Source organism: Desulfobulbus sp., from assembly GCF_030824455.1.
In the GTDB taxonomy this organism is placed as follows: Bacteria; Desulfobacterota; Desulfobulbia; order Desulfobulbales; family Desulfobulbaceae; genus Desulfobulbus.
Genome location: NZ_JAVBXR010000045.1, coordinates 1 through 23,455, shown reverse-complemented (window position 1 = coordinate 23,455; position 23,455 = coordinate 1). Strand labels below are relative to the sequence as shown.

At 61.3% G+C, this 23,455-nt stretch carries 22 protein-coding genes; 16 read left to right on the top strand and 6 right to left on the bottom strand.

Features of this window, described 5'->3' with window-relative positions; all coding sequences use genetic code 11:
* Window positions 1-221 (top strand): hypothetical protein (locus tag RCH93_RS07425; protein ID WP_306547703.1); only part of this gene is annotated, 221 nt, incomplete at its 5' end.
* A gap of 339 nt (window positions 222-560) precedes the next feature.
* Entirely contained in the window at window positions 561-2,180 is a 1,620-nt protein-coding gene (locus RCH93_RS07420) for a hypothetical protein (RefSeq protein ID WP_306547702.1), read from the top strand.
* Between the two features lie 76 nt (window positions 2,181-2,256).
* Here RCH93_RS07420 and RCH93_RS07415 read toward each other — a convergent pair whose 3' ends face one another.
* Window positions 2,257-3,267, bottom strand: coding sequence for a hypothetical protein (locus RCH93_RS07415; RefSeq protein ID WP_306547701.1), 1,011 nt, complete (start codon window positions 3,265-3,267; stop codon window positions 2,257-2,259).
* Here RCH93_RS07415 and RCH93_RS07410 point away from each other — a divergent pair.
* The 13 genes from RCH93_RS07410 (at window position 3,266) to RCH93_RS07350 (ending at window position 18,282) form a co-directional block, all read left to right on the top strand.
* Window positions 3,266-3,565 carry a hypothetical protein gene (locus tag RCH93_RS07410; protein WP_306547700.1) on the top strand — a complete coding sequence of 100 codons (300 nt, stop codon included), beginning with the start codon at window positions 3,266-3,268 and terminating at the stop codon, window positions 3,563-3,565. The two genes, RCH93_RS07415 and RCH93_RS07410, sit on opposite strands and share 2 nt — an antisense overlap.
* Window positions 3,553-4,152, top strand: a complete 600-nt coding sequence (locus RCH93_RS07405) for an alpha/beta fold hydrolase (RefSeq protein ID WP_306547699.1) — start codon at window positions 3,553-3,555, stop codon at window positions 4,150-4,152. The genes RCH93_RS07410 and RCH93_RS07405 overlap by 13 nt, the downstream gene beginning before the upstream one ends.
* Window positions 4,153-4,171: 19 nt before the next feature.
* The gene (locus RCH93_RS07400) at window positions 4,172-6,637 is read left to right on the top strand and encodes a DNA topoisomerase III (protein WP_306547698.1); all 2,466 of its coding nucleotides are present in this window, start codon (window positions 4,172-4,174) and stop codon (window positions 6,635-6,637) included.
* Window positions 6,638-6,730: 93 nt separating this feature from the next.
* Complete coding sequence (gene rsfS / locus RCH93_RS07395) at window positions 6,731-7,129, top strand: ribosome silencing factor (RefSeq protein ID WP_306547697.1); 399 nt, start codon at window positions 6,731-6,733, stop codon at window positions 7,127-7,129.
* 19 nt (window positions 7,130-7,148) lie between these two features.
* A complete protein-coding gene (gene gpmI / locus RCH93_RS07390) occupies window positions 7,149-8,708 on the top strand; it encodes a 2,3-bisphosphoglycerate-independent phosphoglycerate mutase (protein ID WP_306547696.1) in 1,560 nt (519 codons plus the stop codon).
* A 65-nt stretch (window positions 8,709-8,773) separates the two neighbouring features.
* The gene (thrC, locus tag RCH93_RS07385; RefSeq protein ID WP_306547695.1) at window positions 8,774-10,165 is read left to right on the top strand and encodes a threonine synthase; all 1,392 of its coding nucleotides are present in this window, start codon (window positions 8,774-8,776) and stop codon (window positions 10,163-10,165) included.
* A 33-nt stretch (window positions 10,166-10,198) separates the two neighbouring features.
* The gene (locus RCH93_RS07380; RefSeq protein ID WP_306547694.1) at window positions 10,199-11,038 is read left to right on the top strand and encodes a purine-nucleoside phosphorylase; all 840 of its coding nucleotides are present in this window, start codon (window positions 10,199-10,201) and stop codon (window positions 11,036-11,038) included.
* The gene (locus RCH93_RS07375) at window positions 11,035-12,366 is read left to right on the top strand and encodes an amidohydrolase (RefSeq protein WP_306547693.1); all 1,332 of its coding nucleotides are present in this window, start codon (window positions 11,035-11,037) and stop codon (window positions 12,364-12,366) included. Before RCH93_RS07380 ends, RCH93_RS07375 begins: the two co-directional genes overlap by 4 nt.
* Before the next feature lie 73 nt (window positions 12,367-12,439).
* The gene (gene tatA / locus RCH93_RS07370) at window positions 12,440-12,622 is read left to right on the top strand and encodes a twin-arginine translocase TatA/TatE family subunit (RefSeq protein ID WP_306547692.1); all 183 of its coding nucleotides are present in this window, start codon (window positions 12,440-12,442) and stop codon (window positions 12,620-12,622) included.
* 47 nt (window positions 12,623-12,669) lie between these two features.
* Complete coding sequence (locus RCH93_RS07365) at window positions 12,670-12,918, top strand: twin-arginine translocase TatA/TatE family subunit (RefSeq protein ID WP_306547691.1); 249 nt, start codon at window positions 12,670-12,672, stop codon at window positions 12,916-12,918.
* 231 nt (window positions 12,919-13,149) lie between these two features.
* Window positions 13,150-14,292 (top strand): glutamate synthase, encoded by a 1,143-nt coding sequence (locus RCH93_RS07360; RefSeq protein ID WP_306547690.1) that lies wholly within the window; start codon window positions 13,150-13,152, stop codon window positions 14,290-14,292.
* A complete protein-coding gene (locus RCH93_RS07355) occupies window positions 14,250-15,890 on the top strand; it encodes a glutamate synthase-related protein (RefSeq protein ID WP_306547689.1) in 1,641 nt (546 codons plus the stop codon). Before RCH93_RS07360 ends, RCH93_RS07355 begins: the two co-directional genes overlap by 43 nt.
* Window positions 15,891-15,921: 31 nt before the next feature.
* A complete protein-coding gene (locus tag RCH93_RS07350) occupies window positions 15,922-18,282 on the top strand; it encodes an FAD-dependent oxidoreductase (protein WP_306547688.1) in 2,361 nt (786 codons plus the stop codon).
* Window positions 18,283-18,466: 184 nt separating this feature from the next.
* Here RCH93_RS07350 and RCH93_RS07345 read toward each other — a convergent pair whose 3' ends face one another.
* The 5 genes from RCH93_RS07345 to RCH93_RS07325 form a co-directional block, all read right to left on the bottom strand.
* Window positions 18,467-18,784: a DUF190 domain-containing protein gene (locus RCH93_RS07345; RefSeq protein ID WP_306547687.1), complete on the bottom strand. Its 318-nt coding sequence runs from the start codon at window positions 18,782-18,784 to the stop codon at window positions 18,467-18,469.
* 64 nt (window positions 18,785-18,848) lie between these two features.
* Window positions 18,849-19,121, bottom strand: coding sequence for a hypothetical protein (locus tag RCH93_RS07340; RefSeq protein WP_306547686.1), 273 nt, complete (start codon window positions 19,119-19,121; stop codon window positions 18,849-18,851).
* 55 nt (window positions 19,122-19,176) lie between these two features.
* The gene (locus RCH93_RS07335) at window positions 19,177-19,677 is read right to left on the bottom strand and encodes a methylated-DNA--[protein]-cysteine S-methyltransferase (RefSeq protein WP_306547685.1); all 501 of its coding nucleotides are present in this window, start codon (window positions 19,675-19,677) and stop codon (window positions 19,177-19,179) included.
* Window positions 19,678-19,700: 23 nt separating this feature from the next.
* Entirely contained in the window at window positions 19,701-20,267 is a 567-nt protein-coding gene (locus tag RCH93_RS07330) for a hypothetical protein (protein WP_306547684.1), read from the bottom strand.
* Between the two features lie 26 nt (window positions 20,268-20,293).
* Window positions 20,294-22,174, bottom strand: coding sequence for a penicillin-binding protein 1A (locus RCH93_RS07325; RefSeq protein WP_306547683.1), 1,881 nt, complete (start codon window positions 22,172-22,174; stop codon window positions 20,294-20,296).
* Window positions 22,175-22,295: 121 nt separating this feature from the next.
* On the opposite strand from RCH93_RS07325, the gene mutL reads away from it, so the two are divergent.
* Window positions 22,296-23,455 (top strand): DNA mismatch repair endonuclease MutL (mutL, locus tag RCH93_RS07320; protein WP_306547682.1); only part of this gene is annotated, 1,160 nt, incomplete at its 3' end.

Here is a 23,455-nt window from a genome sequence, read left to right as displayed (position 1 = left end):
CGGTCGACCTGACCTTCAACGGTTTGACCCTGCAGTATCCTGATGTGGGGCAAATTTTTGTGCCGGTGGCCCCCCATCAGGGCGGCGCAGGATCGGGAGCGTCCGGGGTGCGGCAGGCGATCCCGCCTGCTGGTCCATCCAGCCTCAGCTTTGGTGCGACAGGCTCCAGCGGGCGTTTTGAACCCGAGCGGTTGTTTCTGCCCTATTGGAAGAATCGTTGAGCGGTCGCCGCTTGCCGCTCGCCGCCTTGGGGCGCCTTCCCGGTTTGACGCGCTTTTTGCCGCCGAACCAAGAAAGGAATTGTTGCCCAAGGCGTAATTTGCTATTCTTGCCGCCGTCTTCTTAGGTCTTTTCTTTAGCAGGATGCGGAGATCGCAGAAGCGGCGCGCAAACGGCCTGCTTCTGTTTTTCGATACTGTTCCGGGTGTTCCCCGTTGAACTGAATTCTTTCCTGATCAACGATTTCTATGATGCGCTCACACTGTTGTAACGCCAGATCGCTGGCGCTTGTTTCCTGTTGCTGCGGTTTGCTCCTCGCCAGCTGCGCGACCGGCCCGCAAATGATTGATCCCAATGGAGCCCGGGAAAAACGGGAGGCCGCCGTTCGGGAGGAGGGCGGTTCGCACTCTTCCTCTGAGGCCGCCCGGCGGGACGTGTTGATGCCGGCAATGACCTCGATCAACATTCGAATTCACGCGTACGAAGAAAAAATAAAAGAGTGGCAGGAGGTCGGCAGGAAAAACAGCGCCGTGACGCTGCCGCCGGAAAAACTCAACCGGATTAACGAGTGCGAGTCTCAACTGCAGCACATTTTGCTTGAATACAATGCGCTGCGAAACCAACTGCAACAGGAAACCAGGGTGGACGCGGCCCAGTTGCTGGCCGGGAACTCGCTGTTGCAGCTCAACCAGCAGGACATCGACTATCTGGAGAGCGGCTGCGGCAATTTTTTGGCGGAGCTCAAAGCCGCGTCGACGCCGGCGGCCGTTGCGGTTGCCGATCCTCAGATCAAGGCCGCTTTTGACCGAGGCGATTATGACCAGGTGGTCAATCTGTACGCCCAGGCTGGCTTGACCCCGGGCCAAAGCCCTGCCCCCGAAACCACCTTTCAGTACGGCCAGGCCTTGTTGAAAAATCATCAGGAGGCGGAGGCGCGTCGCGTTTTTGCCGATCTGCTGGCCAAGACGCGACAGCAACCGGGCCAGGACGAGCAGCTGCTCCAGATGATGCAGTTGCTTGGCGACCTCGATTTTGTGATGGAATCCTACGACGAAGCGCGCCGTCAATACGAAGACGTGGTCCGCGTTTCCATTGAAAAAGGAGCGCATAAGGAGGAGTGGGCCGGTTTGCAGCTCGCCGCGTTGCAGCCGGGCGGCGCCGCGCCGGCGGAAATGAAGGAATACGGCGCCCTGCTGAGGAACTATCTGGCCTATACCCCCAAACGGGACGGCTACGCCGTGACGGAACTGGCGGATCGGTTTCTGCAAACTTACCCGGCGTCGCGGTTCGCGACCAACGTCAACACCATGCGTAACAATTCCCGCGCCCAGGCTGAGGCGTGGGTGAATCAAGGGATTAAACGCATCGAGGAGACGGCCGGGGAGCGGAAGCCCTTGGAGCCGCAGGCCGTGGACGCGCAAACGCCGACCGGGGCAGCGCAACCGGTGATTCCAATGACCGCAGGCGGGGGGCAAGTCAGTCAGACCGTTGCGCCGCCGCAGACAACCGTGGCTGACGACAGGGCGTTGCAGGAAGAGTACGACAAGGGCGCAGCCCATCTGCAGGCCAAGGAGTACGACAAGGCCATTGAGCGGTTGAACCGACTGCAACGGACCTCGTATGAGGCCAAGGCTCGGCCTCTGATCGAGGAGGCGGCCAAGTTTGGCGCTCAGGATGCGCGGCAGAAGGCGGCTGAACTCTTTGTCCGCGCCAGCAGCAGTCGCGACTCTGAGGAAAAAAGGAAACTGCTGCTGGCCTCGCGCGATCTGCTCCAGGGCATTTTGGTGAAGTATCCGCAATCCGGCCTGACCGACAAGGTGCAGCGCAATCTCACCCGGATCGAGGCTGAGTTGAAGGCGGTGGACGCAGGCGGCGCGACGCCCAAACCTGCGGCCAGCGGCGGCGCCTATGTGCCGCCCAAGACCGGGACCACCCCGGTTGCGCCTGCGACTTCGATGTAATGACCATGAGAATGCAAACGACCGGAGCGCCTGCTCCGGTCGTTTGCATTGGCTGCGGTGGTTGTGAAGGGGGCGATTAGGCCAACAATCGCTCTACATGAGAGATGAAACTTTTTTCATTGACCAAGGTGACTTCATACATGCTGGTCAGCCCTTGCGCCTGTTCATCGCTCAGGCCTGCCACGCACAGAAGAAAGTGAGTCGGGGCAATGTTGAGCCGTTTGCGCAATCTTGAATATTTGTCAATGTCTTGACGAAATTCGCCTGTTTTACATTCGATGCAGATCGGCACGCTGTTGTTGATCAAGAAAACCGCGTCCAGTTCATGGTAATCTTCATTGGGGAAGGTGACCACCAGGCTGCGAGCGCCTGAAAAAGGTATGCGTTTTTCTTGAAGCAAGCTGAACATTTTGATAAAGACAAACCATTCAAGCCAGATGCCGTTAAAAAAATGAACAATCGTCGGCGCTGTTTGCAGTGTTAGTTTGACTATTTTTTCTTGTTTTTGATAAAAATATTTCGCTACAAAGGAGTACTTGTAGAGCTGATTGCAAAAATTTACAATTTCCTGGATGTGCTTCTGGCTTTTTTGAGCCAGTTGAAAATTTACATTGGTATAGCCTTTCTTCTGGATTCGTTTAATCTTGTCGCTGACTTCCTTGAGCGTTTCATAGTTGTTTCCCAGCTCAAAAGCCATCTCGTCAAAAAATCCCGTGGTGTCGAGTTCTTTGGGGTTCACCTGCACCTTGACGTTTTTTGCTGCAAACCACTCGATGATCGGTAGGTATTGTTGATCATTGGTCAACTCTGTGGTGTTATGGATGTCGATGTTCTCCAGGGAGAACGCTTCTTCCCCCGGTTTGTCAATAACCTGGATATCGAGCTGGTCCACTGCATTTGTTTCTTGCCGAAATTTCAACAGCTCTTGCTGCTGGGCAAAATATCTCTCAAGAATTTTTTCAATAAAAGCAAGCGTGGCATAGATTGGAGCCACATGTTGACATTGAGGACATTTTGCCGATTTTCCGATGTAATCGTTTGAAACTTCTCGAAGATGACCGCATTTGCTGCAACGAAAAATAGCCATGGGAGAAACCTGTGAGGGGGGAAGTAAACCTGTAGCTGTTTTAATTGATAATTTTCTTTTAATATTAAAAAGTTGGAGCGGTCAAGGTGAATTTCGCGTTTTCAGTGTGCAGCTTTTCACCTCCAACGCGGCGTCTATGGGGTTGTTTCGCCTGCTAGGTCTTTTGATCGCAAAAGTTATTTTTCTGCCCGTTGACAAAGCGACGCGAGTCGCTTACTTCTGTGGCAGCTTTTGCCTGTACAAGGAATACTTTGCTGGAGGAGCGCTCCGGAAGGGAGGAATAAAATGGCTGCAATAACCGAAAAATCCATTGATCTTGGTGGATTCGCCGTCCATTTTCTCGAATGCGGCAACCCGGACGGCGCAGCGGTGGTTCTGCTCCACGGCATGAAGTTTCAGGCCGAAACCTGGTGTGAACTCGGCACGTTGGAACTCCTGGCGGCGATGGATCTGCACGTGTTGGCCGTGGATATGCCCGGTTTCGGCAAGAGCCCGGCTAGCGAGTCGGCTCCGGTTGAGACCTTGGCGCGATTTTTTGCTCATCTTGGGATTGACCGGGCGGTTGTTGTTGGTCCGTCCATGGGCGGCCGGACCGCTTTGGAGTTTGCCGTCGCCCACCCGCAGCGGATCAACGGCCTGGTGCTGATCGGCGCCGTGGGCGTTGAGGAAAACCGGGCCGGACTCTCCACAATCACCGCGCCGACCCTGATTGTCTGGGGCGCGGAGGATCAGGTGTCGCCCCTGACCAACAGCGACATCCTTGTTGCTGAACTACAAAACGCCCAACGTGAAATCTATCCGCAGGCGCCGCATCCCTGTTACCTGGCCCAGCCGGATCGCTGGCATGCGAGCCTGCGAACCTTTTTAATTGATCGACATATGTGAGGATGCAACCGGCAGACCCATGGGGAAAACACTCATCATCGCCGAGAAGCCAAGCGTTGCCGCTGACATCGTCAAGGCGCTTCCCGGCAAATTCACCAACGCCAAGACCCATTTTGAAAGCGACGATTTTGTCGTCTCCTTTGCCATCGGCCATCTGGTTTCCATCGCCTATCCCGAAGAGATCAATCCCGAATTGCAGAAGTGGACCCTGGACAACCTGCCCATCCTGCCCGAGGAGTTTCCCCTGGCGGTGCTGCCCGACACCAAGCCCCAGTTCAACGCCCTGACCAAGCTGATCCGCCGCCGCGACGTGGATGTGATCGTCAACGGCTGCGACGCCGGCCGCGAGGGTGAACTGATTTTCAAGTACATCCTTAAACAGGCGACCAATCGGACGGTGGAGGGCAAGCGGATACAGCGTTTGTGGCTGCAGTCCATGACCCTGGACGCCATCCGCGACGGTCTGGGCAAGCTCAAGGACAACGCCGAGATGCTGCCGCTGGAGGACACCGCCCTGTGCCGTTCCGAGGCCGATTGGCTGATCGGCATCAACGCCACCCGGGCCTTGACCTGCTATAATTCCCGCTTTGGCGGGTTCCGCAAGACGCCCTGCGGTCGGGTGCAGACCCCGACGCTTTCGCTTCTCGTCAAACGGGAGACCCAGCGCCGCGAATTTGTCCCCGCCACCTATTGGGAGTTGCACGCCCAGTTCGATTCCGGTCCGGTCCGCTACGAAGGCGTGTGGATCGACCCGGCCTTTGCCAAGGACGATGAACAGAGCCATGGCCGCCGCAACCGCATCTGGGAAGAGGAAAAGGCAAAGACCCTGGTGGAGCGCTGTCTCGGCAAACCGGCGGTGGTGGAGGAGACGAGCAAGAAGTCGAGCAAGGGCGCGCCGCCGCTTTATGACCTGACCCTGCTGCAGCGCGAGGCCAACAGCCGCTTCGGCTTTTCCGCCAAAAACACCTTGGGACTGGCCCAGTCGCTGTACGAGCGGCACAAACTGATCACCTATCCGCGAACCGACAGCCGCTGCCTGCCCGAGGACTACCTGTCCACGGTGGAAAAGGTGGTGGCGCAGCAGCAGCAATGGCAGTACGGCAAGTATGCCGCCGAGGCCCTGGCGAAAAAATATCTCAAGAAGGACAAGCGGATCTTTGACAACAAAAAGATCTCGGACCACTTTGCCGTCATCCCCACCGCCGGCCTGCCCAAAACCCTGTCCGAGCCGGAACTGAAGATCTATCAGATGATTGTTCAGCGTTTTCTTGCCGTATTCTTTCCGCCGGCGGTGTATCATAACACCACGCGACTTTCGCTGGTCGAGGGCGAGACCTTCCTCACCGAGGGCAAGATTCTGGTCGAAACCGGCTGGCGCGCGATCTACGGAGCCACCAGCGAGGAAGACGGCGACAAGGAACTGCAGGCCCTGCCGGCCGCCGCAGCCGTTCTGTGCCAGGAGATCGACAGGCAGGAGCATCAGACCAAGCCGCCGCCCCGGTTCAACGAGGCGACCTTGCTCTCGGCCATGGAGAATTCCGGCAAGCTGGTCGAGGACGAGGAACTGGCCGAGGCCATGAAGGAACGCGGCCTGGGCACGCCCGCCACCAGGGCCGCGATCATTGAAAAACTGATCAACGAGAAGTACATGGTCCGCGAGCAGCGCGATCTGGCCCCCACAGGCAAGGCCTTTGAACTGCTGAGCCTCCTGGAGGCCCGCAAGATCGACGTCCTGGCTTCTCCGGAGCTGACCGGCGAATGGGAGTGCAAGCTCAATCAGATCCTCAAGGGGACCATGACCCGGCCGCAGTTCATGAAGGAAATCCGGGAGATGACCAGCGCCATTGTCGATAAGGTCAAACAGGGCGGCGACGCCGAACGGCACGAGGCCGCCTTTTCGCCGGTGGACGGGGTGCGCTTCTTCGAGACAGCCTCGGCCTTTGAATCCGAGGACAAAAAGCTGATGATCCGCAAGGTCCTGGGCGGCCGGGTGATGGAGACGGCGGAGATCGTTGAGTTGATCAAAGGCAAGACTCTGGGGCCCCTGAGCGATTTTCGCTCGAAAAAGGGCAAACCCTTCACCGCCTCGGTGCACATCGCCAACTCCAAGGTGGAGTTTCTGTTTGCCGATTCCACCGCTGAACTCGATCTGGACGACATCCGCAGCCAGGAACCTTTGGGGCTTTCGCCCATCGACCAGACCAAGGTCTTTGAGACGCCGGCCGGATTTCTTTCCGATTCAGCCCTGGAGGGCGATCAGAAGAAAGGGTTGCGCATCTCCAAGGTGATCCTTGGGCGGCGATTGGATCGGGAGCACATCAGCCAGTTGCTGACCAGCGGCCGCACCGAGTTGATCAACGGATTTATCTCCAAAAAGAAAAAACCCTTTGACGCTTTCTTGCTGCTCGACGCCAAGGGGAAACTGACCTTTGAGTTTCCTCCGAGAAAGAAAAAGGGCGCGGAAAAGGACGGCGACAACGGCTGACGCCAGTCTCCGGTCCGGAAGAAGAACGCATTTCGAAAGGCGGCGGAAGGTGCGGCAATCAACAATTACAGACCGTCATCAACCAGTGGAAGTATGAGAAAATTAAAGAAAGATTACGAGGAAAAAGAGGGTAGGGAACTGGCGGCGGTCTGCGCCCGGGTTGCCCTGGACACCAAGGCGGAAGACGTGGTGGTGCTGGACGTGCGCGGCCTGGCCTCTTTCACCGATTATTTTGTGATCATGAGCGGCCGCTCAACCCGCCATGTGCAGGGCCTTGCCGAGGCGCTCGAAAGCGAGTTGAGCGCCAAGCGGGTCAACAGCAAGCACAGCGAAGGCTTGCGCGAGGGCATGTGGGTGCTGCTTGATTTCGGCGATGTGGTGGTGCACATCTTCTATTATGAGAATCGCGGTTTCTACGACCTTGAGGGCCTGTGGCACGACGCGCCGAAGGTTGACGTCGACCAGTTGCTGGCCGAAGATTCGCAGCAATAAGCGTCCACGGAGGTTTGCAATGCCCGCTCCTGTTCCAGTTATTTTAGCCATTCTCGACGGTTGGGGACTCGGCGATCCAACGCCGACCAACGCGGTTTTTGTCGCCGACACCCCGAACATGGACCGGCTGAGCAGCGAGTTTCCCATGACCCGGCTGACTGCCCACAACGGCCTGGTTGGGTTGCCGGAAGGGCAGATGGGCAACTCCGAGGTCGGGCATCTCAACATCGGCGCCGGGCGGATCGTGTACCAGGATTTCACCCGCATCAACCGTGCGGTGGAGTTGGGCGAATTCGCGGCCAACCCGGTGTTCAACGGCGTGGCGGATCAGGTCAAAGCGGCCGGAACCCGCCTCCACCTCTGCGGGCTGCTCTCCGACGGCGGCGTGCACAGTCACATCCGCCACCTGATCGCGCTGCTTGAGTTGGCGGCGGCCAAGGGCGTCGAGGTGTGCGTCCACTGCTTCATGGACGGCCGCGACACCCCGCCTCAGAGCGGGCTGGCCTTCATGGAAGAACTGACCGCGGCCATGGCGCGGATTGGTTGCGGCCGGGTGGCCACGGTGAGCGGACGCTATTGGGCCATGGACCGGGACAAACGCTGGGACCGGGTGGAGAAGGCCTGGAACGCCATGGTCTGCGGCCAGGGCGTCATGGCGGCGGATTCGGTTGCCGCCGTGCGCGAGGCCTATGCGCGCGGCGAGACCGACGAGTTCATTGCCCCGACCGTGCTGGTCGACGACCAGGGCGCGCCCGTGGGTCGGATTGCGGACGACGACGCGATCCTCTTCTTCAATTTCCGCGCCGATCGGGTGCGGGAACTGTGCCACGCCTTTGGCGACGCCGATTTTGCCGGCTTTGTCCCCGCGTGCCGTCCCCGCCTGCTGACCCTAGCCACCATGACCGAGTACGAGGCGGACTTCACCTTTCCCGTGGCCTTTCCGCCGGTGACCCTGACCCATATCCTCGGCGAGGAGGTCAGCCGTCACGGCCGGCTCCAGCTGCGGATTGCGGAAACCGAGAAATACGCCCACGTCACCTATTTTTTTAACGGCGGCAACGAAGTGCCCTTTCCCGGCGAGGACCGGCTGCTGGTCAATTCGCCCCGCGACGTTGCCACCTACGATCTCAAGCCGCAGATGAGCGCGGTGGAGGTCACCGACAAACTGCTGGAGCGGCTGACGGAACGGGAAGCGGCGGGAACGCCGTACGATCTGGTGATTTTGAACTTTGCCAACGGCGACATGGTCGGCCACACCGGGGTGATGGCTGCGGCGGTGACGGCCTGCGAAACCGTGGACCGATGCGTTGGCCGCATCTGCCAGTTTGTGCAGGAGCGGCGCGGCGTGCTGCTGATCACCGCTGACCACGGCAACGCCGAGCAGATGGTCAACCCAGAAACCGGCGGCCCCTACACCGCCCACACCCTCAGCCCTGTGCCGTTCATCGTGGTCTCTGAGGCGCATAGAAACCGCGCCTTGCGATCCGGCGGGGCGCTCAAGGACATCGCCCCCACCATTCTTAGCCTGATGGAATTGCCGATTCCGGTTGAAATGGAAGGGGAAAATTTGCTCGTCTGACAGTCGGCAGGCGTTGCCCACTCACAAACCTGCGGACCCAGAGTCTCAAGATAAGGAACACGAATATGCGCTATATCAGTACCCGGGGCGGGATTGCGCCCCTGCGATTTCAGGATGCGGTGATGATGGGCCTGGCCCGGGACGGCGGTCTGCTGCTGCCCGAAACCCTGCCCGCGATCTCCGCCGACACGCTCGACCGCTGGCAGCATCTGCCCTACCAATATCTGGCCCGCGAGATCCTCTCCCTGTTCATCGACGACATCCCGGCCACGGACCTTGAGGAACTGGTCGAGCGCTCCTACGCCTCCTTTGCTCATCCGCAGGTGACCCCGGTGTGCAAGCAGGGCGAGGTTTACATCCTGGAACTGTTCCACGGGCCGACCCTGGCCTTCAAGGACGTGGCTCTGCAGCTGCTCGGCAATCTGTTTGAGTACGTGCTGGCCCGCACCGGCGGGTTCATGAACATCCTCGGCGCCACCTCGGGCGACACCGGCAGCGCCGCCATTGCCGGGGTGCGCGGCAAGGCGGGCATCAACATCTTCATCCTCCATCCCCACGGCCGCACCAGCCCCATTCAGGCCCTGCAGATGACCACGGTGCTGGACCCCAACGTGTTCAACATCGCTGTGAACGGCTCCTTTGACGACGCCCAGGCAATCGTCAAGGCGATCTTCAACGATCTCGCCTTCCGCGACGCCTATCAATTGGGCGCGGTCAACTCGATCAACTGGGCCCGGGTGCTGGCCCAGGTGGTCTACTATGTCTACGCCTATCTCAAGTTGCGCAAACAGGGCGCGAGCAGCGTCGATTTTTCGGTGCCCACCGGCAACTTCGGCGACATCTTCGCCGGGTTTGTCGCTCGCCGGCTGCTGCCTGCCGGCTGCATCCACACTCTGATTTTGGCCACCAACGAAAACGACATCCTTACCCGCTTCGTCTCCCAGGGCGAGTATTCGCGCGGTCAGGTCATCACCACCAGCAGCCCGTCCATGGATATCCAGATCGCCTCCAACTTCGAGCGCTATCTCTATTACCTGCGGGGCGAGAACGGCGGACAGGTGAAGGCGGACATGGAAGGGTTTGCCGCCACCGGCACGCTTGATCTCTCGGCTTTCAAGGCGCAGATAGCGGAGGATTTCAGCTCGCGTTCGGTCTCCGAACCGGAGACCATCGCCACCATCGGCGATTTCCACCGGCAACACGGCTACCTGCTTGATCCCCACACCGCCGTCGGGGTCAAGGCGGCGCTGGAACTGAAGGATGCGAACCGGCCGGTGGTCTGCCTGGCCACGGCCCATCCGGCCAAGTTTGGGGCCGCCGTCGCCCAGGCCATCGGCAGCGAACCGCCCCTGCCGCCGGCCCTGAGCGATCTGGCAAGCCGCGAAAGCCGCTGCGCCGTGCTGGACGCCGACATCGACGCGATCAAAGATTTTGTCGTCGCCAACGCTCTGCGCTGATCAAGGAAGGCTGGGTGCGGCCAGGGGTGAATTATGATTGATATGGTCCTGCATCAGCAGCAAGTGGAAACTGCGCTTGCCTTTCTCCGCGACCGCAGCAAAGAGCCGCCGGAGGTGGTGATCCAGCTGGGCACCGGACTGGGCGAGTTGGCCAAGGCGATGCAGGTGGACTGCACCCTGGCCTACGAGGATATTCCCCATTTTCCCCGCTCCACCGTGGCCAGCCACGCCGGCAATCTGGCGATTGGGCGGCTGGCGGGCAAGCGCGCCGCCATTCTCCAGGGACGGTTTCATTGTTACGAGGGGTATTCGGCCCGCGAAGTGGCCTTCCCCATCCGCGTGCTGGCGCTGCTCGGCGCGAAAACAGCAATCATCACCAACGCCAGCGGCGGCCTCAATCCGGCCTATCGGCCGGGAACCCTCATGGTCTTGGCCGATCACCTCAACCTCCTGGGCGACAATCCGCTGCGCGGGCCGAACATTGACGCCTGGGGGCCGCGATTTCCCGACCTGTCCACCCCCTATGCGCCGGAACTCCGGCAGTTGGCGCTTTCGCTTGCCGAGCGGTTGGGGCTTGCGGAGACAACCAGCGGCACCTACGTCTGCATCCCCGGTCCGAGCCTGGAAACCCCGGCTGAGACCCGGTTTTTGCGGATGATCGGCGCCGACGCGGTGGGCATGTCCTCGGTGCCGGAAATTCTGACCGCCCTGCATGCGGGCATGCGGGTGCTGGGGCTGTCGGTGGTGGCCAACGTCAACGATCCCGATCACTTTCAGCCCATTCTGCTTGACGAAATCATTGCCGCCGCCCGCAAGGCGGAGCCGCGTCTGCAGCAGTTGATCATCACTCTTTTGTCGGAGCTGCAACCATGAGCGCACAGCAGGCAGACCTCATTCTTACCGGCCGCTATCTGCTGCCCATGGACGACAACCAGTCGGTGATTGAACACGGCGGGGTGGCCGTCGCCGGCGACTCCATCCTGGCGGTAGGCAAGGCGGACGAACTGCTGGCGCGCTACCCGGAGGCCGAGGTCGTCGCCGAACCCATGGGGCTGATCATGCCCGGTCTGATCAATGTCCACACCCACGCGGCCATGTCGCTGTTCCGGGGGATGGCCGACGATCTGCCGCTGATGCAGTGGCTGCAGGACCACATCTTCCCGGCGGAGGCCACCCTGACCGGCGAGCAGGTCTATCAGGGAACCCTGCTTTCACTGTGCGAGATGATCAAGTCCGGAACCACAACCTTTTGCGACATGTATCTCTTTGCCGGCGAGGTGGCTCGGGCCGCTTCGGAGGCGGGGATGCGGGCCTGGATCGGCGAGGTGCTCTATGATTTTCCCTCGCCCAATTACGGCGAGCTGGAAAACGGCTTCGCCTATGTCCAGGAATTGCTTGACCGCTACCGCAACCACCCGCTGATCAGCATTACCCTTGATCCGCACGCGGTCTACAGCTGTTCCCCTGCGCTGCTGACCCGGCTGGGCGACCTGGCTCGAGCCGAAGGGGCCTTGTACGTGATTCATCTGGCCGAAAACGAGGAAGAGGTCCGCACCTGTCGTCAGCGCTATGGCCGCACCCCGGTGGAGCATCTTGAATCGCTTGGCCTGCTTGGTCCTCATGTAGCGGCCGCCCACTGCGTCATGCTCACCAACGCCGAGATTGCCCTGCTGGCCGCGCGCGGCGTCAATGTCGCCCACTGCCCGGAGTCGAACCTTAAGCTGGCCTCGGGCATCGCGCCGGTGGTCGACATGCTGGCGGCGGGGATCGCCGTGGGCATCGGCACCGACGGCAGCGCCTCCAACAACGACGTCGACATGTTCGGCGAGATGAACACCACCGCCAAGATCCACAAGGTCGACCGCCTGGACCCAACCGCCATGAACGCGGCAACCACCCTGCACGCCGCCACCATGGGCGGGGCCAAGGTGCTGGGCGCGGAACACCTGATCGGCAGTCTAGCGCCCGGCAAGAAGGCCGACTGCATTGTGCTTGATCTCGACCAACCGCATCTCACCCCGATCTACCACCCCGTGTCTCATCTGGTCTATGCCGCGCGCGGCGGCGACGTCATCCATTCGGTGATTAACGGCCGGGTGGTGATGCGGGAGCGCCAGCTCCTGACCCTGGACGAACCGGCGATCTTGGCTCGCGCCGCCGAGATCGGGGCCGGGTTCCGCCAGAGCCGCAATGGCGGTTGACAGGGGCTCGGCCCTGGTGCTATTATCAATTTCTTTCGTTCTTTTTTCTGCAAATTTTTGACGAGGTGTCGCCATGTTCGGACTCGGAATGCCTGAACTGATCATTATTCTGGTTATTATTGTTATTATCTTTGGCGCCGGCAAACTGCCGGAAATCGGCAGCGGCATCGGCAAGGGCATCCGCAACTTCAAGGAGGCCACCAAGAAGGACGAGGAACCCAAAACCCTCGACGACGACAAAAACAAAGAGGCCTGAGCGCTTGCTCGCCTCTGTCCCCCTGTATCCCCAACCTGGCGCTCGCAATGTTTGGACTCGGAACCCCTGAATTAATTGTCATCCTCCTGATTGCCTTCCTTATCTTTGGCAGCAAAAAATTGCCGGAAATCGGCGCCGGGCTCGGCAAGGCCATCGGCTCGTTCAAAAAAGGGCTGGGCGATGTGGAAGAGGCCGGCGGCGCGTTGAAGAAAAGCCTGCCGGTGGTTAAAGAACTCACCGAGGTCAAAGAAACCTTGGACAAAGCCAAGGCCGTCACCCGCGTCCTCGGCAAGTAGTCCCGCCGTTTATCCTCTCAACCTTCGGCGGCGCCCGCAGCGATTTTCCCCGCCCGGCCGCCGAAGGGCCTTTGCTCTTGACAACCATTTCCCTTTTCAGTAAATGAATTTCCCTGCAACCCTTGTCAATTCTGTGATTTTGTTGTCACGAAAATGTGCGACATATACATTTTTGTGGTCTTTTGTCTGGGTTGCCCCGTCTGATCAAGATCGACCTTTCAGGAGCCGTTCATGTGCCGATTAGCCTTAAAAAGCGCAGATACACCCTTTTCGCCCTATGAAGTCCTCACCGCCATGGAGGCCATGCAGGAAGGTTACGACGGCAGCGGCCTTGGCCTGTTGCTGCGCGGCGTGGAATTCGATGAGTTCAAACTCAAGCCCCACCATGTCGTCCTTTCCGGCATCGCCCACACCGAGGCCGCCTTTCACCGGCTGACCGACTGGATGGGCAGTCAGGGGTTCCAGGTCAAGTATGTGCACGAGTTTGACCGCCGCCCGCAGTTGATCGAGGCCAAAGACCGTTTTAATTATCTGGTTCGCGTCTACCGCATGCCCGAAGCCTGGGCCGGATTGACCCCGGAGCAGATTGACGACCGGCTGCTGCAGGTTCGGCTGGCCATCCGTCGCGACGGCGACGCCCACGGCGGCGACATCACGGTCTTTTCGCTCTATCGCGACGTGGTGATGCTCAAGGAGGTCGGCTGGCCGCTGGAAGTCGGCGACGCCCTTGGCCTTGCGGACGGTCGCCTGAGGGCGCGGGTGGTCATGGCCCAGGGCCGGCAGAACACCAACTACGGGATCAACCTGTACGCCTGCCATCCGTTCTTCATCCAGGGCATCGCCACCATGACCAACGGCGAGAACACCGCCTTTGTGCCGATCAAGGAATGGCTGCTGGGCAAAAACATCCCCGGCTACATCGGCTATCACAGCGATTCCGAGACCTTTACCCATATTCTCCACTACATTACCAAGAAGCTGAAACTGCCCTTGGAACTCTACAAGCACGTCATCACGCCGCTCAAGACCGAGGAGCTGGACGCGCATCCCAACGGCGATTTCCTCAAGGGGCTGCGCACCGCCTGCCGCCGTCTGATCATCGACGGTCCCAACGCGGTCATTGGCACCCTGCCTGATGAAACCTGCATGCTGGTGATGGATCAGAAAAAGATGCGGCCGGCCACCGTCGGCGGCCGACCCGGCGCCTGGGCCATTGCCTCTGAGATGTGCGGAGTCGACGCCATGGTTCCGGACCGCGATCCCGCCCTTGATTTTCAGCCCATGCGGCAGCACACCGTTATCATTCCTCCCGAGCGAAAGGAACTTACAGTATGGTCTCAGTTCGATCAATTTACACTTCCCCAAGCAGCCTGACCTACCACGATCTTCCCTGGATCATTGAGCACCGGGAGGATCGTTGCACGCTTTGCGGTCGTTGCACAGCCGCTTGTCCGGTGGGGGCCATTTATCTGACCTATCGCCGGCAGCGGATGCCGAAACTTGATGTCCTGCAGAAAAAGCGGGGCAACGAGTACCGCCATTTCACCGGCATCCGTCAGCACACCGTGATCGAGAAACGGTGCATTGGCTGCGGCATGTGCGCCTCGGTCTGTCCCAACGAGGCGATCGGGCCGCACGTCAACGACAATGAGCATCGTTCGGCCTTTTTGCTCAATCAGAAGGGCGACGCCTACAAGCGCGGCGGCCGGCGCAACGCGCCCGGCAAGACCGTGCTGGACCGCATCTCGTTCGGCCGCATCTCAATGCTCACCGACCCGGCGCTGGACGCCGGCCGGCACGAGTTCAACATCAACACCATCCTGGGCCGGGTGCTGCCGCCGGAGGAGTTCCTCCGCCGCAAGCTGACCGGCGAATGGATTCCGCCGACCCGCGAGATCTTCCCGTTCATCATCGGCTCGATGTCCTTTGGCGCGCTTTCGCCTAACATGTGGCTTGGTCTGCTGCAGGGCGTGGCCTACTGCAACGAGGTGCTCGGCATTCCGGTGGTCATGGCCACCGGCGAGGGCGGTTGTCCGCCCTGGGTGTTGAAAAGCCCCTTCCTCAAATACATTATCCTCCAGATCGCCTCCGGCTATTTTGGCTGGGACGAGATCATCCGCGCTATTCCGGACATGCAGTGCGACCCGGCGGCCATCGAGATCAAGTACGGCCAGGGCGCCAAGCCCGGCGACGGCGGTCTGCTGATGTGGTTTAAGGTCAGCAAGCTGATAGCCCGGTTGCGCGGCGTGCCCGAAGGGGTCGACCTGCCTTCGCCGCCGGTGCATCAGACGCTCTACTCGATTGAGGAGAGCGTCATGAAGATGATCCAGACCATGTCCATGGCCTTTGGCTTCCGGGTGCCGGTCTATCCTAAGATTTCCGGGTCAACCTCGGCCAAGTCGGTGCTCAACAACCTGGTGCGCAACCCCTATGCCGGCGGTCTGTTGATCGACGGCATCGACGGCGGCACCGGCGCAGCCTACAACGTCAGCATGGACGCCACCGGTCATCCGATTGCCTCCAATCTGCGCGAATGCTACCTCGATCTGGTCCGTCAGGGCCGGCAGAACGAGATTCCCCTGTTCGCCGCCGGCGGCGTCGGCAAGAACGGCAACGTCGCCCAGAACGGCATGGCCTTGGTTATGCTCGGGGCCTCGGGGGTGCACATCGGCAAGTACATCATGCAGGCCACCGCCGGCTGCCTGGGCAACGAGATGGGTCGCTGCAACGTCTGCAATGTGGGCCTCTGCCCCAAGGGCATCACCAGCCAGAACCCGAAACTGTACCGCCGGCTCGATCCCGACGACGTGGCCCAGCGCGTGGCCGACGTCTTCATGGCCATCCGCACCGAGGTCAAGAAGATCATGGCGCCGCTTGGCCGCTCCCAGAGCCTGCCCATCGGCATGTCCGACGCCCTTGGCGTTGACGACAAGGCCATCGCGGAACGGTTGCAGATCAATTACATCTGTTGAGACAGGATTCATTCCAGGACTTGTTTGAAATATGAGCGAAACAAAGCACACCATACTCACTGTCCGCGGCCGGGACGACAACAACCTGCGGATCTCGTCCAAGCTGTTTGAGGAAGAGGTGCGGGGCGCGGCCGCGGTTGCCGACGAACTGATTCTTGAATCCTACGGCCAGCACAACATCGGGCTGCGGCTTGGCTCCGTCGACAAACCCCTCACCATTCGGGTGAAAGGTCCGGCCGGTCAGCGGCTTGGCTGCATGGGCCTGAAAGGCGCGACCATCATCTGCGAGGGCTCGGCCTCGGACGACGTCGGTTATCTCAACATCGGCGCGGACGTTGTCGTCAAGGGCGACGCCACCAACGGCGTGTGCAACGCCATGGCCGGCGGCCGGGTGATGATCGGCGGCTCGATCGGCGCCCGCGGTCTGACCATGACCAAGTGGAATCCCGACTACGAGCGGCCCGAGATGTGGGTGCTCGGTTCGGTGGGCGACACCTTTGCCGAGTTCAACTGCGGCGGCGTCGGCGTGGTGTGCGGATTCAACCCGAAAAATCCGGCCAATGTCCTGGGTTACCGGCCCTGCGTCGGCATGGTGGGCGGCAAGATCTTTTTCCGCGGCCCCATCGACGATTCCTACGCCAAGACCAACGCCAAGCTGACCCCGCCAAGCGACGAGGAATGGCAGTGGTTGAGCGAGCGGCTGCCGGAATTTCTCGACAAAATCGGTCGGTCGGAATTGCTGGCCGCGCTGTCGGCGCGGGCCGAATGGAACGTGCTGGCGGCGATTACCCCGCAGGAGCGGGCGCTGATGTTTTCCGGCCCCATGCCGATGGCCGAGTTTCGCCGACGGATCTGGGACCAGGGTTTTGGCGGCGGCGATCCATTGCGCGACGTGGCTCCGGGACTGGAGCGCTCGCTGATCGGGGTGATCGAGCCGGGCGAGTTTCGTCGTAAAAAGCCCTTCTGGGCCAACCGCGACGCAGCCGCGCCCTGCACTTTTTACTGTCCGATCCACATCCCGACCATCGACCGGTTGCGCATGCTCCGCGAAGGCCGCAACGACGAGGCCTACGAGATGCTGCTGCGGTACACGCCGTTCCCGGCCTCGGTCTGCGGCACGATCTGCCCCAACCTCTGCATCCAAAACTGTTCCCGCGAGAAGATCGACTACAGCATCGACGCCTCGGTGCTGGGCCGTTCGGTACAGACGGCTGAGCCTCCGCAGGCCCTGCCGGCCACCGGCAAGCGGGTGGCGATCATCGGCGGCGGACCGGCGGGCATGGCCGTGGCCTGGCACCTGGCCCTGAACGGCGTTGAGGCCCATATTTTTGAGCGTGACCAGCAGCTGGGCGGCAAACTGGCCCAGACCATACCCTGGGAGCGGCTTTCCCGCGCGGTCTGGGACGTCGAGATCAGCCGTTTCCTCAAGACCAAAAACCTCCATGTCAACCTGGGGGCCAGTCTGAGCAAGGACAAGGTCGAGGAACTGAAAAAGCAGTTCGATTACGTGGTGGTGGCGGTGGGCACGCATCAGCCGCGCACCCTTTCGTTTCCCGGTCATGAGCGGGTCATCCCGGCGCTTGAGTACCTCAAGGCGGCCAAGAGCGACAAGCCCATGGCCACCGGCAAACAGGTGGTGGTGATCGGGGCCGGCAACGTCGGGTGCGACGTGGCGGCCGAGGCCTACCGGCTGGGCGCGGATCAGGTGGTGCTGGTCGACATCCAGAAACCGTTGGCCTTTGGCAAGGAACGGGCAGCGGCCGAGGCCTTGGGCGCGACCTTTAAATGGCCGTTTATGACCCGCGAGGTCACGGCTGAGGGCTTGATCGGCGCCGACGGCGTTCTCCTGCCTGCCCAGACCGTGATCATTTCCATTGGCGACATCCCCAGCCTGCCCTTTCTGCCCGATTCGGTGGACGTGGTCAAGGTGGCGGGCGCCTCCTGGATCAAAACCGACGAGGCGGGGCGGACCAGCGACGACAAGATTCTCGCGGTCGGCGACGTCGAACGGCCGGGCTTGGCCACCAACGCCCTGGGCGCCGGCAAGCGCACCGCCGAGTATCTGCTCGCCGCCTTCAAGGGCGAACAGTGGACGCCCTTCCGCCAGCGGTTGATCAACTACGAGGACCTGACCCTGGCCCACTACGATCCGTGCACCGATCGCGGGACCACCGACGATCAGCAGGCGGCCCGCTGTCTGAGCTGCGGTTCCTGTCGCGATTGTCACCTCTGTGAAACCATCTGCCCGACCGGGGCCATCTTCCGTCGGGAAATCACTCCGGGTCCGGACGGGGTGGACTATGAGTATGTCTCCGACGACGACAAGTGCATTGCCTGCGGCTTCTGCGCCGACACCTGCCCCTGCGGCATCTGGGTGCTGCGGCCGTTCTAAGTCCGGATTGCATCGGAAAGCAAACAGCCCCTGACCGCATGGCGGTCAGGGGCTGTTTTTATTTGGAAGCTGGGTCTGGGCAGGCGTCACGTGAGAGTCCTGAGAATGTCGTCCATCGTGTTCAGACAGAGGAACAGGAAGCGTGTCCGCGAGCAGCGGGGCGACCGGCAACTCCAGCGTCTCTTTACAGTTCTCCGGTCATGCCGAATTCGATGGGGGTCTTGACAAAAAACACGTTCACCCCTGCCTCTTTGATCCGCGCGAACAGACGCTTGGCGTCTGCTTCACTGACCGCCATGGTCACCTGCATGGGTTGATCGGTCAGCTCAAAAAAATGTACGGAGCGCAGTTTGCGATCATGGCCGTATCCCTCCGCCGCCGGCGTCAGGGTGGCGCCGCCGATCCCCATGGCCCGTGCTTCTTCGACCAACCATTGCGCCACCGGTCGGCCCTGGTGGCTGCGATCCTGTTGGGTGAAAAAGGTCAATTGATACCCGAGCATAGGCGCCTCGTTGGGTTAGCTTGGTTGCAAGGACAGGGTCAAACATTGCGCGCCGGCGGGCGCTTCATTTTTTCATAAAACGAAGCATTACCTTGTATTTGGCGATGTCCATATCCTTGGGCAGGATGGTTCCGTCGGGAATGAGCAGGGTCAGCACTCGGCCGTTTTGCGGGTCCTGGCGCTGCTGCCGGCGTCGTTCCTGGCCCAGGGGGCCGATGATCCGTTGGCGCGGTTCGCGGATATGCAGCAATTCTGCCTCCACCGGCGCGCCGTAGGGGCCGGGTTTATGGGGCGACGGCACAATGGGTTCAATGCCGCCAATGATAATATCCACCATAGTCTTTCCTCCCTGAAATGATAATGTGGCGTATCCTATCGGATTTTGTTTCGATTTACGCGCTTTTTTTCAACTTTCCCATTGCGTGCGCCTCGAGTTCCAGCAGGGCCCGCTTCATTGGCAGGCCGCCGCCAAAGCCGGTCAGTTGGCCGCCGGCCCCGATCAGACGGTGGCAGGGGACGACGATGGCCAGGGGATTGGCGTGGGCCGCCCCGCCCACAGCCCTGGCTTTCTGGCGTCCGCCGATCCGCCCGGCCAGTTCGCCGTAGGTCATGGTCGCGCCGTAAGGAATGGCGCGGAGCTGGGCCCAGACCTGTTGCTGGAAGGCGGTGCCGTGGATCGACAAGGGCAGATCGAAATCACGGAGCGTTCCGGTCAGGTAGGCCAGCAACTGCCGACCGGCTTCGGCTAACAACGGATGGGCGCTGATTGTCTCCACGGGTTGCGCGGCGACGCTCGGCGCCTCTGCCGGAAAGGCGAGGCCGCAGAGGCCCAGGTCGTCGATGGTCAGGGTGAAGAGGCCCAGGGGGGTGGGGAGGGCGGCGCTGTGGTGCATGAGGTGCTCCTGTACAAAAAAGGTCAAGAGGCGTTCAAGTTGTCGACGGTTGCTTTGGGCTTCAAGCATTTGCGCAGCTCCTCCAACAGCAGTCCCTCAACTTCGGTCTGCTGCCGAAGCACGGCGGCGGCCCGTTGATAGAGCGCTGCCAGGTGTCCCGGCTCGGAACCGGTGAGGATATGGCTGCAGTTGTAGTTGAGGCAAAAGATCGGTTTGACCAGGAAAAGACATCCCTGCGGGCCCAGAAAACCGCAGTTTTCGCCGCTCTGTTCCTGGTAGGTTACGTCAACCCCCATGAGCAGATTGATCAACAGCTGGACGGCGTCGGCGTTGCCGGCCATGAAGGCGCTGCAGCAACCGCCGCCTGGGGTGGCGGCGCATTGGCCGCAGCGTTGTCCCATCTCCATGGCCCGCATCTGTTCGTTCAGGGCGCAGGCGTGTTCGCGCAGCTGCCCCAGCGCTTCGGTCAGGCCGGGCACACTCGCGGGCTGCTCGCCAAGGTCCGCGTGCAACCTCCCGGCTTGTTTGAGTTTGTCGTTCACTGTGCCGCTGTAACAGGTTTGGACTAAATGGGCGTCCTGGTGGGCCATAAATCTCCTTTGTTCCGTGAGAGCCCTTAGTTGACGGCCTGGAGCATAAAGTGCTTCCACACCGGGGCCGCCGCCTGGCCGCCGGTTTCGCCGGTGCCGAGCGGCGTGTCGCGGTCGTGGCCGACCCAGACGCCGGTGGTGAACTCCTGGGCGGAGCCGATGAACCAGGCGTCGAGGTTGTTGTCGGTGGTGCCGGTTTTGCCGCTGGCGCCGCGCACGCCGGAGGCGTTCTTGCCCGTGCCCCGCTGGACCACCTGGGTCATGGTGGTCTGCAGCCATTCGGCGGTTGCCGGCGAGATCACCTGCTTCCCCGGCGATTGCGGCCAGGGGGTGATCCGGCCTTCCCGGTCGTTGACCCGGGTGATGCCCACCGGCGCATGATAGACGCCCTGATTGGCAAAGGCGGCATAGGCGGCGGTCAGTTCCAAAAGCGACACCGGCGAGGCTCCCAGGGCCAGGGTCAGGTTGGGTTCCAGCACCGCTGAGACGCCCATGGCCTTGGCGGTGTTGACCATCCGGTCGAGGCCGACTTGCTGCAGCAAACGGACCGCGACCACGTTGCTAGAATGGACCAGGGCCTCGCCCAAGGGCATGGCCCCCCGGTACTCATTCTTGAAGTTGCGCGGTTGCCACAGTCGACCGCCGCTGCTGGGCAGGGACAGGGGCGCGTCGTTGAACACCGAGGTCGGCGCCACGCCCTGCTCGAGAGCGGCGGCGTACAGCAGGGGTTTGAAGGCCGATCCCGGTTGGCGGTTGGCCTGCACCGCCCGGTTGAATTGATTTTCAGTGAAATCGGACCCGCCGATCATGGCCCGGATGCGGCCGCTGGAAGCGTCCAGCGCCACCAGTGCCCCCTGCGGCGGCGGCGTGTCGAGGTGGCGCATGGCCACCCGAATCACCCCGGCCTGGACCGCCTTGGCCGCCGCCTCCTGGAGCCGCGCGTCCACTGTGGTGGCCACGCTCAGCCCCTTGGCGTAGAGGTCGGCCTCTTTGTACACCGCGAGCAATTGGCTGCGCACATACAGGGCAAAGTAACCGTTCAAGGATTTGCGCCAGTTGCCGGCCAGTTGCAGCCCCTGGTCGTAGGCTTCGCGCGCCGCCTCGTCGGTGATGAAGCCGTCTTCGGCCATGCGGTTGAGCACGTAGCGCTGCCGCCCCCTGGCCGCATCCGTCTGTTTAATCGGCGAATAGTTGCTTGGCGATTGCGGCAGGCCGGCGAGGAGAGCCATCTCGCCCAGAGCCAGTTCGCTGGCCTTCTTGCCGAAATAGGTCCGCGCCGCAGCCTCCACCCCGTAGGCCCCCTCGCCGAGGTAGATCTCGTTAAGGTAGATAAAGAGGATTTCCTCCTTGGTCAACATCCGCTCCAGGCGAAAAGAGAGCACCGCCTCGGCCAGTTTACGCAGATAGCTTTTTTCCCGGGACAGCAGCAGGGCGCGGGTGACCTGCTGGGTGATGGTCGAGCCGCCCTGGCTGCGGCGGCCGGAACGCAGATTGTTGAATGCGGCGCGGGCAATCGACCAGCTGTCGACCCCGTCGTGCTCCCAGAAGCGGCTGTCCTCGGCGGCGACAAAGGCCTGGGGCAGGAGGGCAGGGAAGCTCTCGTAGGGAACGATCACCCGGAATTCCTTGGCAATGACGTCGATCGGCCGGTTGTTGCGGTCCAGGATCAGGGTGGCGGTCTGCGGCCGGTAGTCGTTGATGGAGCGGATGTCGGGCAGCGATGTGAACCAGGCCAGGGCCGTGCCGATCAACAAGGTGACGAGGCCGGCTATGGTCAGCAGCATCTTGCTGAGATGGTGTTGATCCAGCACCCAGCCCCGGTAGGGTTGTTCCTGAGGCGGTTCGGCTGAAATCGAGGCTTTGGTGGACAAGAACACGAAGAAACGGTAGTGTTGGGGTTCGCACAAGGGCGGGGGAATCCGGGACGCGTCGACGCAATCGCACGCCAATCATCCCGCTGCCAGTGCGGTTGTTACCATGAATTCAGGATTCTAGCACCGTTAAAGAAAAACACCTCGCAACAGCCCCTTGTCTCGAATACGTATTCTTTCAGAACAGTTAGCCAACCAGATCGCCGCCGGCGAGGTGGTCGAGCGGCCGGCCTCGGTGGTCAAGGAACTGCTGGAAAACAGCCTCGACGCCGGCGCCAGCCGGATTGACGTCCATGTCGAAGGCAGCGGAGCGGGGCTTCTGCGCATTGCCGACAACGGCGCGGGCATGGACGCCGACGACGTACTGCTGTGCATCGAGCGTCACGCCACCTCCAAGATCCAGGACGAAGAGCAACTGGCCGCCATCGCCACCCTGGGTTTTCGCGGCGAGGCCATCCCCAGCATTGCCTCGGTCTCCTGGATGACCATCCTCTCCCGGCCGCACAATCAAGACCTGGGCGCCCGCGCCGAGATTCGCTACGGCGTGTTGCAGGCCATGCACGAGGACGGCTGCGCCCGGGGCACGGTGATTGAAGTGCGCCATTTGTTCGGCAACATGCCGGCCCGCAAAAAATTCCTCAAGTCCGCCCGCACCGAGACCCATCACATTGAAGAGGTGGTCAAAAATCAGGCCCTGGCCCATCCCCGCACCGGGTTTACCCTGCACCTCGACGGTCGGGTGGCCCTGGAGTACCGGCCGGACGCGACCCTGGAGCAACGGGTGCGCGAGGTCTTTCGTTACTCTGGCGGATTGCTCCCCCTGGCCCCGGAGAACGGCGCCGAGCCGGCGGATCTTGATCTGGACGGCTTTCTGTTGCTGCCCGAGGCGGCCTCGGCAACCAATGCCCGGCTGCGCATTCTGGTCAACGACCGGCCGGTGCAGGACGCAATGATCCGCCATGCCGTTAGCGAGGGCTTGCAGGGCTTTCTGATGAAGGGCTATCAACCGGCCGGGGCCCTGCTGCTGACCATTGGCCCGGATCAGGTCGACGTCAACGTCCACCCGGCCAAACGCGAGATCCGTTTCCGCAAGAGCGAGACGGTCCACCGGTTTATCGCCGACCGGGTGCGGTCGGCCATTGCCGGTTATCAGCAGAGTCTGCGGACCAGCGTCTTTGCCGGGCCCGCGCCGCGCCCCGAATCCCGCCCTGAACCGAGGATTGCGTCTCGCCCTGAGATCCGCCCTGAACTGCGGACGGAACCTGCCCGGCCGGTTGCGCAAGCCAAGCTCTGGTCGTCCGCTCCGTCCGTTCCGCC

Coding starts and splice junctions, on each gene's coding strand:
- RCH93_RS07420 (WP_306547702.1), top strand. CDS start 561: ATGATTGATCCCAATGGAGCCCGGGAAAAACGGGAGGCCGCCGTTCGG.
- RCH93_RS07410 (WP_306547700.1), top strand. CDS start 3,266: ATGGGAGAAACCTGTGAGGGGGGAAGTAAACCTGTAGCTGTTTTAATT.
- RCH93_RS07415 (WP_306547701.1), bottom strand. CDS start 3,267: ATGGCTATTTTTCGTTGCAGCAAATGCGGTCATCTTCGAGAAGTTTCA.
- RCH93_RS07405 (WP_306547699.1), top strand. CDS start 3,553: ATGGCTGCAATAACCGAAAAATCCATTGATCTTGGTGGATTCGCCGTC.
- RCH93_RS07400 (WP_306547698.1), top strand. CDS start 4,172: ATGGGGAAAACACTCATCATCGCCGAGAAGCCAAGCGTTGCCGCTGAC.
- rsfS (WP_306547697.1), top strand. CDS start 6,731: ATGAGAAAATTAAAGAAAGATTACGAGGAAAAAGAGGGTAGGGAACTG.
- gpmI (WP_306547696.1), top strand. CDS start 7,149: ATGCCCGCTCCTGTTCCAGTTATTTTAGCCATTCTCGACGGTTGGGGA.
- thrC (WP_306547695.1), top strand. CDS start 8,774: ATGCGCTATATCAGTACCCGGGGCGGGATTGCGCCCCTGCGATTTCAG.
- RCH93_RS07380 (WP_306547694.1), top strand. CDS start 10,199: ATGATTGATATGGTCCTGCATCAGCAGCAAGTGGAAACTGCGCTTGCC.
- RCH93_RS07375 (WP_306547693.1), top strand. CDS start 11,035: ATGAGCGCACAGCAGGCAGACCTCATTCTTACCGGCCGCTATCTGCTG.
- tatA (WP_306547692.1), top strand. CDS start 12,440: ATGTTCGGACTCGGAATGCCTGAACTGATCATTATTCTGGTTATTATT.
- RCH93_RS07365 (WP_306547691.1), top strand. CDS start 12,670: ATGTTTGGACTCGGAACCCCTGAATTAATTGTCATCCTCCTGATTGCC.
- RCH93_RS07360 (WP_306547690.1), top strand. CDS start 13,150: ATGTGCCGATTAGCCTTAAAAAGCGCAGATACACCCTTTTCGCCCTAT.
- RCH93_RS07355 (WP_306547689.1), top strand. CDS start 14,250: ATGGTCTCAGTTCGATCAATTTACACTTCCCCAAGCAGCCTGACCTAC.
- RCH93_RS07350 (WP_306547688.1), top strand. CDS start 15,922: ATGAGCGAAACAAAGCACACCATACTCACTGTCCGCGGCCGGGACGAC.
- RCH93_RS07345 (WP_306547687.1), bottom strand. CDS start 18,784: ATGCTCGGGTATCAATTGACCTTTTTCACCCAACAGGATCGCAGCCAC.
- RCH93_RS07340 (WP_306547686.1), bottom strand. CDS start 19,121: ATGGTGGATATTATCATTGGCGGCATTGAACCCATTGTGCCGTCGCCC.
- RCH93_RS07335 (WP_306547685.1), bottom strand. CDS start 19,677: ATGCACCACAGCGCCGCCCTCCCCACCCCCCTGGGCCTCTTCACCCTG.
- RCH93_RS07330 (WP_306547684.1), bottom strand. CDS start 20,267: ATGGCCCACCAGGACGCCCATTTAGTCCAAACCTGTTACAGCGGCACA.